This is a genomic window from Natronococcus sp. A-GB7 (assembly GCF_029688865.1).
In the GTDB taxonomy this organism is placed as follows: Archaea; Halobacteriota; Halobacteria; order Halobacteriales; family Natrialbaceae; genus Natronococcus.
The window spans coordinates 1-9,579 of record NZ_JARUKV010000054.1; the positions used below are offsets into that span (position 1 = coordinate 1).

The window sequence follows — 9,579 nt, forward strand, 5'->3', positions numbered from 1 at the left end:
GCTGGCTCAACTAGACAGTGCCCTTCTGGGCAAATAAATACATGGACACGCGTTGAGGCAGGCTTCCGTCGACGTATTTGAGCTGGCCGCTTACTCCTAATCGAGGGAGTGCGGTCAAATATCTGTAACCATCGACGAAAAAGGTAACACGACAAGATACTCATCGTACCGCTCGTGTTCGGAGCGTATCTTGACAGGTCGAACCGATGACGCTGTTAACTCAACCTCTCCCCTGGGAGTGGCAGACGTTCCAAGCGGACTTCTGTGCTGAGCCATCTGCCGGGTGAACTCCTTGGGCTTGAAATCGGATGGCTTGACAGAAACTACCCTGGACACGGTGGGTTGCGTTCATACTCGGGATACCGGGAGAGATGCACAAAGTATGTGCCCGCCTCGGATGGAACTGTTCAAGACTCTGACTACAATTTGTGGATATATGTTCCTGCAAAAACCAGTCCAACGGCTGGTGGGAGTATCGTCTCGAGTAGTTCGCTGACCGCATCGACAAACGCACTGTTGATGGCGTCAGGAACGATTCCAGCGCGGCACTCCTCAGTTGTGCGGAACGACAGTTGGAGGCGCCACCCATTGCCGTCGATCGAGACGAGCCTGAGCGCCTCGAGGACGTCCCGGTTGTTCCGAAGAGACTGCGTCGAGACGCCGGCCCGGTCTGCGAAATCTCGTTGGGACAGTCGGTCGGAGGTTCTTGTTCTCGAGTATTCGCGTTGTCGTCGTCGCGATCTCTGGTCGACTGGCGTCGGTGACCGTGACTGGGACGGCGATCTCCAGGGCGTCTTCGAGGACGTCACCTGGTGATGAGAGCCGCGTCTCGAGCGAGTCCTGAATCCGGAGGACGTGTCTGGGCCCCGAAGAACAAATGATCCGATCAGTTCGCCGTGTGGGTCTGCAGCGTCGACCTCGGGAGTAATCAACGGTATGCCGACGCCAGTCTCGAGGAGGTGACGAGAAGGAGTGAATACACCGTATTTCGACTGTATTAGCGCCGATCGAGCAATCGACTCGGCGAGTACCTTGAGATCGGCGCTTTCGCGGCCACCGGGAACGCGCACTTCACCAACGACGTCGATTCCAGTGGCGCCGAGCAAATGGATGAGAGAGCCTGTGAGTCCGTGACTCGAGTGCATGATCTCGGCGCCGAGTGTCGGATTTTGCTGCCGGTAGCTCTGGAGAGCTTGGTCGTCAGTTCCTCGAGTGTCTCGCCCCTGAGTCATTTTTCTAATATTAATGATATTGGCTACTGTATACCACAGATTATTGTCAAAATACTAATCATACTGCTCTCGTAGGAGGACGGTATGAGACGACGTAACGCGTTGCGGACGATAGGCGGGCTCGTCCTGAGTGGCACGCTCGCAACGACCGCCAGCGCAGCGAGCGATCCATCGATGAACGACCGGCAGGGGACGCCAGGCGGGCCGTGGCTAACCGAGGAAACGGAACGACGACTAGACGGCTTCCTCGATTACGAGCAGTTGGTCGATCATCTCACGCAGATCGAGCGAAGTAGCCAGGGCACGGTATCGCTCCGGACGATCGGCACGTCGAATCAGGGTCGAGAAATCTACATGGCGACGGCGGGCAGCGGCGACACCGACGTGATGCTCTGCAGTCAGCAACACGGCCACGAACCGACAGGAACCGAGACGCTAGTGCGACTGCTCAAGCGATTCAGTAGCGGCACTGACGTCCTCGATGAGCTGACCGTTCACGCGATCGTGCGCGCAAACCCCGACGGGTCGGAGCCAGACGTGTTCAGCCGGTTTACCGTCGATGAGCGCGCACCGCTTCGAGATCCCGACGCTGGCATCTATACCGAGTACTCCCGGACCGGTGGGGGTTGGGACCCCAACCGGTACCACTGGTTCGACTGGGAGGACAGTGGTCTCTACCAGACTTATCCCGACACCTACCCGGCGAATCCCGTCCCTGAAGCCCAAGCGATCGTCGATATCGTCGACGAGATCGAGCCGCTCTGGTTTGTTGATATGCACAACCAGCTCTCGTACGTAACGGACGACGATCTCGTCACCAACTCGGTGCTCTGGCCGCTGCACGACGAGGTATCCGAAGAAACGCAAGCGCTGGGCAAGCAACTCTGCCGGCTCGCGTACGACGAGGCAAGCCGATTCGGGAACGCGACGCCCACGAAGTTCCCCGGCGGCGGCTCGCTCGGCACGGCACGCAACAGCCAAGGCGTCGAGGGGGTCGCGTCGATTCTGCTCGAGAGCCGAGGCCACGTCGGCCAGCGGTCGAAGGGCCAACTGATCCGGAACGAACTCGCGATCGTGGAGGCGCTGCTCGAGGCGACCGCCGACGGCTCGGTCTTCGAGATTGATCCAGCCCTCGCTGACGACATTCCCGAGCGAGGCGACCGCTACCATCAGGACCTCCCGCGGGGCACCGTGTCGATGGACGACTGGGTGCTCTCGCAGGTCAGTAGCGCCCAGCTGGAGTGGGAGATGCTCAACGACGTCGTCGCGGTGTCTGTCGACGAACGGTTCTTGGAACGACTTCCGGTGAGCATTGGCGACAATCTACTCGTTCGGAATCGCGTGAACGACCAGACCAGGCCGTTCTACGTCGCCCGGACGCACGACGACGGCGGTGCGCGGATGATCAGAACGGGGCTAAACGGTCGTCGCCGATTCTATGCCGACGGCGAGGACGTTCCGAGCCAGTGGGATGCAGAAGTTCGCGGACTCGATCTCGAGGGCTGGTCTCTGGCGGAGATTCGACTGGGACAATCAGATTGGGACTTCACCGGGGATTACGACCGCTGCGGCGTCGAGGAGTCGTTCGCTGAAGTGCTCAGCGCCGCAGTCGGCGATGAACTCGTCATCGCGAACCACGACACGGGCCGGGAACGAACGTTTGAGATCGCCATGACATACGGTCCAGACGAGGTCGACAACGGTGAGCGTCGTATCCGGATGGGCTTCGCCGGCCGGAGCCGATTCTATGAGACCGGCGAGAGTGTGCCTTCGGAGTTCGTCGGTCAAGCAAAGCTCGTGTAGGTTCGGTTGCCGGCGGTCCTCGATACTGAAATACCAATTAGGTGCCGAGTCCGAACTTGTGACCTTGACAGTTTAGCAATTTCTGCAAAAGTATTGGCTGATTCCATCGTACTCATGCTCGAGCCACAATATTCTGGATAGACTGAGTGGGCCATAAGTAGGACAGGTTTTGAATAGCCATTAGAGAGGAGTTTGGTGATCCGACGCGTCTTGTCAATCAGCGCTGGATTGGCTGGGTCGCGTTCGACAGAATCCAGGCGTGGACGTTCTCAGGATCGGTGATCATTCCGACTGTGCTCGATCCGACATCGTATTCTTCGTACGTTTCGCGGATCGTTCTATCATCCGGTTCGTCTATCGGAATATTCACTGGTTTGTCATCTTTTCTTCTCATCAATCGCACACCATATCGTCAATCGTGATCGTTCTGTCCGCGTTCACCGAAATTATCTGCTCGTTGTATTCGAACCGGATGGCGACTGATCGCGATCCAGCAAATAGCAGCTCGAGCGCTTCCGGATCGATTACGCTATACAGCGGTGGCTCGAGGTCGATCACATCCGTGTCCATAGCGTCAGCGATGGCTTCGACGACTCTGTAACTGAGCCGCTCGCGCTCTTGATCGATCGTCTGGTGTTCCATTATCAGTATTAATATTGATGGACGTATCTGCGTAGCTCATATCTGTGTAACATCGCCTGAAAACGGAGGGTATATGTATAGCGTCTGTATCGGCTTGCGGCGGAGACACTGGTGTGTGCTCGGTCGCTCGCGTTCTTCTCGCTAACTGATCGATCGCCCGCTCAAGTCATGCTGGTGCAGGTCTTGTATTGTATAAATGTGGGCCACTACGAATCGAGCACTGGGTGAAACCAACGCCACTTTTCGCCACTCAGTTTTCGTCGCACCCGTTGTTTTCACTGTCGCAGTCGCCAGCACAGGGCTGACCGCTCCCTCCTTGCACGACCTTGGGATGGAGCTTCTGATTGCCATATTGCCGTTTCTCGCGCTTCTGGGCCTTGCCGTCGAGGAGGGTCCCAGAGACCCGATCGCTCAGCTCCGAGAGAAGGTCGAAGCGGTCGAGGCCGGCGTAAACGACGTATCGTTCTCGACCGACCGCGACGACGAGATCGGCGAACTCTACGAGGCGGTGGACAGGATGGTCGAGACCCTGCATATGCGCGAGCGCCGTCTCGAGCAACACTGGACGTATGCAGACGAGATGGTCGATGCCATCGACGACGTCTTTTTTATAATCGACGCAGATGGCGGGCTTGAGCACTGGAACGAAAGTCTAGTCGATGCAATGGGCTACACTGACGACGAACTTGCCTTGATGAACGTCCTGGATTTCTACGACGAAGTAGGCCAGAACGCGATCCGAACGGCGATGACGGAGGCGCTTGAAATAGGCCAGACCCGAGTCGAAGTCGAGGTACTGACTAGCAACGGTGAGCCTCTCCCTTACGAGTTCATCGCATCCGCTGTCGACGATCCCAACGGCAACCTAGTGCTGGCAGGAATTGGTCGCGATGTGAGCGACCGCAAGCGCCTCGAAGCTGAGCTCCGAACCGAGAAGCGACACTTCCGCGTCGCCCTAGAGAACTCCCCACTGATAGCCTTCAGACTGGATACCGACCTTCGGTATACCTGGATCGCTAATCCACATCTAGAGTTTCGGCCCGAAGACGTGCTCGGTAAGCGTGATGACGAGTTGCTTCCTCCGGCCGAAGCCGAGAAGCTCCTTGCGCCGAAACGGGCCGTCTTGGAGACCGGCGAGGGTCGCCGTGAGGAGGTAACGTACAAAATAGATGGTGGTGAGGTCACGTACGACCTGACGGTCGAACCATTATACGACGAGTCCGGATCGATCGCAGGACTGAGCTGTTCGTCCCTGGACATCACCGAGCGAAAAGCACGGGAACGTGAACTTGAGCAAATCCGTGATACGCTTGAGCAGACCCAGCGCATCGCCGAAGTCAGAGGTTGGGCGCTCGATCTTGAGTCTGGACCGCCGTACGAAGGGACATGGACGGACAAGTTCACCGAGATTCTAGGGTTGCCGACGGACGCTACGTTCACGCACGAAGACGAACTGGAATTTTTCCATCCCGACGACCGACAGCGTGTCCGGACAGCAATTGAACAGGCGATCGAAACCGGAGAAGGGTACGATATAGAGGCTCGCCTTGTGACCGCCACGGGCGAGAAACAGTGGGTTCGGAGCATCGGAGAGGTGATCTCCGAAAACGGCGAAGCCGTCCGGCTCCAGGGATCGTTGCAGGACATCTCGGAGCGAAAGGAGCGCGAACACGAACTCGAGCTCATTAGACAGCTGCTCCAGCACACGCAGCGTATCGCATCGGTGGGTGGCTGGGAACTCGACGTGGGACTGGATCCGCCCTCTGATATAACAATGACGGACGAACTCTACAGTATTCTTGGGTTGGAAATCGGCGCCTCACTCGACTTGGAGCAGGTGATCGAGTTCTCCCATCCCGACGACCGGCCGCGCATCCGTACGGCCGTCAAACGGGCGATCGAAAACGGCGAGAGCTTCGACCTCGAGTTGCGACTGCGCACCGTTCAGGATGAGAAGCGGTGGGTCAGAGCCATTGGAGAACCCGTTTGGGAGGACGACCGCGTCATCACGCTCAGGGGTGCACTCCAAAATATCACTGATCAAAAAGAGCGCGAGTTCGCACTCCAATACTTACACGAGGCGACTCGCGGGCTCCTCCATGCCGAGACGGAATCCGCGGCTGCTGAACTGGTTGTTGAGACTGCCGCGGACGTGCTTGACGTCTCCAGTGTGGGTATCTACCTCCTCAATCCAGAGACGACGAAACTTGACCCGGCCGCGACCAGCCCCAGCTTCCTCGAGCTCTCTCATGGCGCCCCCTCGATCGGCCCTGGCGACGGCGACTCGCTGCTCTGGAGCACCTTCGTCAGCGGAACACAGACAGCTTTCGATGATGCCGAGCTTGTTGATCACTCGCCGCTGTTTGGTCCCGACGTTGAGGGCGGTCTGCTGGTCCCGCTCGGCGATTACGGAGTCTTCGTATTCATTGCTCCGCCGTCGTCGATCGATGACGAGACACGGCAGCTGATTGGGACACTTGTCGCGACGACTGAGGCGGCGTTCGACCGACTCGAGACCGAGACGAACCTGCGTGAGCGCGACGCAGAACTCGAGACGCGAAACAGCAGGCTCCAGCGCCAAATCCATATCAACGAAATAATCAGGTCAGTTGATACGTCACTCGTCGATGCAACCAGCCGAGATGAAATCGAGCGAACCGTCTGTGAGCGGCTGGTTGCAAGTGATGAGATCACCTTTGCATGGATTGGCGGACTCGACACTGGCGAGACCGAACTCGTCCCCCGACAGTGGGTCGGTACTAATCAGGAATACCTGGATACAGTCTCACTCTCAGTAACCGCTGAGCCTCCGGAGCCGTCCGTGACGACCGCCCTATACGAGGAGCCAATCATCGTCTCCAACATTGTTGATGACTTCCAGACCGAACCATGGCGAAAGACTGCCCTGGCCGCCGATTTCGCTTCCTGTCTCGCCGTTCCAATCACGTTTGATGAGTACTGCTACGGCATTCTAACAGTGTATGCCGCCAGGCCGGGCACTTTCGGTCGGCTCGAGAGAACAGTGTTCGAGGAACTCGGCATGAACATCGCGAACTCGATCAACGCCGTGCAGACGCGTGAGGCCCTACACGCCGACAGCCTGCTCGAGCTCACGCTTCGGTTTGACGAGCCGGATGCACTCCTCACGCGGATCGCCAGGGAAGCGAACTGTACAATCGTCTACGAAGGTATTGCGACGCAGTCGGTCAACGAAACCCGCCTGTTCGTAACGACGACCGGCGCGGAGGCGGCTGACGTGCAGGCAGCCCTCGACGACCTCGTCACAGTCAAGGATTCCCGTCTGGTGAGCGATGGCGACGACGGCTGTTTATTCGAGGTGACAGTCACTGGAGATGTGATCGCGTCGCGGCTCTTGCGCCATGGTGCCAACCCCTGCTCGATCCGCTCTACGGAGTCGACACTCGAGGCCATTGTCGACGTTCGGCCGGGTACCGACGTCCGCGAGTTCGTCGCGATGCTCGGTGAGCAGTATCCGAGCGTCGAACTTACAGGCCGTCGCAATATTGAGCGGGCACCACAGCCCACACAAGAGTTGATCTCATCGTTGTTCGGTGCACTGACGGATCGGCAGCTCGAGGTGCTCAGGACCGCTTTCTTTGCCGGCTTCTTTGAGTGGCCGCGGAAAACAACGGGCGAAGAGGTCGCCGCGATGCTTGAGGTCTCTCAGCCGACAGTTAATCGCCATCTCCGGCTTGGTCAGCAACGGTTACTGGCGCAACTGTTCAGCCAGGGAGGTGCATGGCCAGCAGGAGCAACGGCGGACCGCGCTTGACCTGAATACACAGTGCGAACGATACACGGCATCCGGCTCGATTTGCGAAAGTGGTGATCGCTCAGTACAGAAAAAACACACGCCACGCCTGCAGTGCGTGCCTCGAGAGCGTCTGGACGGGTTCATCCTCGAGTGAGGAGTTCGACCTTCCGACCGTCCGGGTCCAGTACCTCGAGCGCTTGCTCCAGCGGTCTCCAGTTGCCGGTGTGTTTCTCGCCACTCCCTCACGCTGAGCGGATTTCCTTATCCTGATTTCAGGATTCCTCAAAAGGCAACTATCTGTTCGGACTGCAAAGACATTCGTGACTTTGTGATGAGCGACCAGTAACGAACCTATGGATCTCAGACGCGAGTGCATACATTTGCTCAGCGCGATGTGCTGTAGCAAGCCCGTCTTGATAATATGTTTTTGCTCGGTGATCGCGCCATAGATCTGCGAGATCTTCTGCGGTCGCTTCTGAGAAAATTCCGACTGTGGCCGCTTCTCGATATACACCAGGATGCGTTCCAGGCAAATCGTCTGGATCCAGAGTCCCTCGTTCTAAGAGTCGAAACTCAACTGTTCGCTCGATGGTTACGAACGATGCTTCGATCACGAGCGTGTAGTATCCTTCTTCGCGAAGTGTCTCTGCGCCAGCGAGTAGCCGACATCCTTTCCGAAGTTGGAGTACTGCTGCATCTTTGGTATCCAGACCGGACTCAATCTTGGTTGGGTGCCGGTCGAACGCTGCTTGTGCATCAGCGATCAGCTGTTCAATCTGCGTGCTACTCATGTGCAAAGACCTCTTTTCGGAGTGATTGTAGCCGTTCGCTTCCGTAGACTGTGATACCTTCGTAGAAAATCTCTCGAAGCTTCGGCCCAGCACGGTGTGCGCTTTCTACTGACTCGACATATGGTTCGAAGTCAAACCGATCACCGTCGAACCGTTGTTCACTGAGATCACTAACAACATCTGCAACACGACGTCGAGCAGTCGTTCGAGTACCGTCAATAACTACGAATAGATCGATATCGCTCTGTCTGTCCGCCTCTCCACGAGCGACACTTCCGAACACAATAATCCCGACAAGGTCCTCAATCTCCTCGGATTCGCTGACTGCCTCATGGACTTGCTCGACGAATGCGCGTACTGGGTCCTGAAATTCGGATTGTTCAATTGCGAGTACAGGATCATCTTTTTCAAGACGGTCGCGGTTGATTGTAATGTAGTTTCGCTGTGGTGTCTCACGGATCTCAACAACCCCTATCTCGTGGAGTAGGTCAACGGCTCTCCAGACCGTTGAGCGGGTTACGTCTGTCACATCAACCAGTTCCGCTATTGTGAACTCTGTCTCGTGAGCATCGGCTAAGAGATGGAGAATGTCGTCAGCAGCACTGATACGGAAGAGAGGTTTTTGATCGCCTGCATCTATATCGATGCAGACCCGTATGCCTTGTTGCGTTGTTTCAGACACTGTCTGATATCGTGCAACGACATATAAATAAATGGCGCTGCGTTTGTCGTTGAGATACGACCTTACTTCACTTTCTTGTCCCTGTGGTGAGCGACTGTTGGCAGGCTGGTGGTCCTACAGCGATCGGCGTCTCTTGGCCTGGTTGCTCGGTACCGGTCAGCCTGGCAGCCAGTTTGATCCATGGTGCGATGTCGGGATGGTCCGTTAGCGACCACGGATTAGGCGGCCAAAAGAGGGTTCTGCCGAGCGGGTCCTCGGGATCACCGTACTGTTGCGGTGGAAGCCTTGTCTCGAGCAGTTCGCTGACCGCATCAATGAACGTAGTGCTGACAACGTCGGGAGCAATTCCGGCACGGCGCTCCTCAGTTGTGCGGAACGACAGTTGGAGACGCCACCCATTGCCGTCGATCGAGACGAGGCCGATTGCCTTGAGGACGTCCCGGTTGTTCCGGAGGGACTGCGTCGAGACGCCGGCTCGATCTGCGAGCTCGCGTTGGGACAGTCGGTCGTTGGCTCGGAGTAGTGCGTAGATGACTTTGCCGACGGTCGATGGGAGTTCTGGAGTGATCTGGTCGGCCTCGAGGACGCTACTCGCGTTCGGCGGTATTGATAGCCTTGTGGGCTCTGCTCTCTGCGACAGCTGTTACGTAGAGA

General features: G+C 57.3%; 6 protein-coding genes and 1 pseudogene. 2 read left to right on the forward strand and 5 right to left on the reverse strand.

Annotated features, from left to right (window positions below):
* Positions 1-49: 49 nt before the first annotated feature.
* Positions 50-142: pseudogene (locus QA609_RS24110) on the reverse strand (IS6 family transposase); the annotation flags it as partial.
* A 1,174-nt stretch (positions 143-1,316) separates the two neighbouring features.
* Between QA609_RS24110 and QA609_RS24115 the strand changes: the two are divergent.
* Complete coding sequence (locus QA609_RS24115) at positions 1,317-3,035, forward strand: M14 family zinc carboxypeptidase (protein ID WP_278305168.1); 1,719 nt, start codon at positions 1,317-1,319, stop codon at positions 3,033-3,035.
* Positions 3,036-3,428: 393 nt separating this feature from the next.
* On the opposite strand, the gene QA609_RS24120 is transcribed toward QA609_RS24115, so the two are convergent.
* Positions 3,429-3,677 (reverse strand): HalOD1 output domain-containing protein, encoded by a 249-nt coding sequence (locus QA609_RS24120; protein ID WP_278305169.1) that lies wholly within the window; start codon positions 3,675-3,677, stop codon positions 3,429-3,431.
* 331 nt (positions 3,678-4,008) lie between these two features.
* On the opposite strand from QA609_RS24120, the gene QA609_RS24125 reads away from it, so the two are divergent.
* Positions 4,009-7,470: a PAS domain-containing protein gene (locus tag QA609_RS24125; protein WP_278305170.1), complete on the forward strand. Its 3,462-nt coding sequence runs from the start codon at positions 4,009-4,011 to the stop codon at positions 7,468-7,470.
* A gap of 275 nt (positions 7,471-7,745) precedes the next feature.
* On the opposite strand, the gene QA609_RS24130 is transcribed toward QA609_RS24125, so the two are convergent.
* The 3 genes from QA609_RS24130 to QA609_RS24140 all read right to left on the reverse strand — a co-directional run bounded on the left by QA609_RS24130 (position 7,746) and on the right by QA609_RS24140 (position 9,565).
* Complete coding sequence (locus QA609_RS24130) at positions 7,746-8,243, reverse strand: hypothetical protein (RefSeq protein ID WP_278305171.1); 498 nt, start codon at positions 8,241-8,243, stop codon at positions 7,746-7,748.
* Positions 8,236-8,925, reverse strand: a complete 690-nt coding sequence (locus tag QA609_RS24135) for a nucleotidyltransferase domain-containing protein (RefSeq protein ID WP_278305172.1) — start codon at positions 8,923-8,925, stop codon at positions 8,236-8,238. Before QA609_RS24135 ends, QA609_RS24130 begins: the two co-directional genes overlap by 8 nt.
* A gap of 67 nt (positions 8,926-8,992) precedes the next feature.
* Positions 8,993-9,565, reverse strand: coding sequence for a winged helix-turn-helix domain-containing protein (locus QA609_RS24140; protein WP_343233829.1), 573 nt, complete (start codon positions 9,563-9,565; stop codon positions 8,993-8,995).
* Positions 9,566-9,579: the final 14 nt, after the last annotated feature.

Bases quoted from the DNA above. Each gene is read 5' to 3' on its own strand.
- QA609_RS24125 (WP_278305170.1), top strand. From the start codon at position 4,009: ATGGAGCTTCTGATTGCCATATTGCCGTTTCTCGCGCTTCTGGGCCTT.
- QA609_RS24115 (WP_278305168.1), top strand. From the start codon at position 1,317: ATGAGACGACGTAACGCGTTGCGGACGATAGGCGGGCTCGTCCTGAGT.
- QA609_RS24130 (WP_278305171.1), bottom strand. From the start codon at position 8,243: ATGAGTAGCACGCAGATTGAACAGCTGATCGCTGATGCACAAGCAGCG.
- QA609_RS24120 (WP_278305169.1), bottom strand. From the start codon at position 3,677: ATGGAACACCAGACGATCGATCAAGAGCGCGAGCGGCTCAGTTACAGA.